1 protein-coding gene is annotated in these 259 nt (G+C 42.9%); it reads right to left on the bottom strand.

All coding sequences use genetic code 11. From position 1 onward, the window contains the following. Window positions 1–259 (bottom strand): protein kinase domain-containing protein (locus tag AAEY88_RS14315; RefSeq protein WP_350563460.1); only part of this gene is annotated, 259 nt, incomplete at both ends.

Genomic DNA, 259 nt, shown 5'->3' with positions numbered 1-259 from the left:
GCTTAATATCGCCATGCACTAAAGGCTTACCCTTACGCAGATAATATAAAATATTGGCTAATTGTCTCGCAATACTGACGATAATTACCGGCGGTAAAGCCCCTAATCGCTGGCAAATTTTGTCGAGATCTTCTCCTTGAGCCCGTTCCATTACTAAAATGCCTTGCTTACCAACCCGCTCGAATTTTATCGCCCCAGGTATATTTGGGTGTTTTACTTGGCTAAGCATATAGGCTTCTTCTTCAAGCCTATCTTGGAC

Origin of the sequence: Psychrobacter sp. CAL346-MNA-CIBAN-0220, from assembly GCF_040309805.1 — a bacterium.
Taxonomy (GTDB): Bacteria; Pseudomonadota; Gammaproteobacteria; order Pseudomonadales; family Moraxellaceae; genus Psychrobacter.
This window is presented reverse-complemented; position numbering and strand designations above follow the sequence as displayed.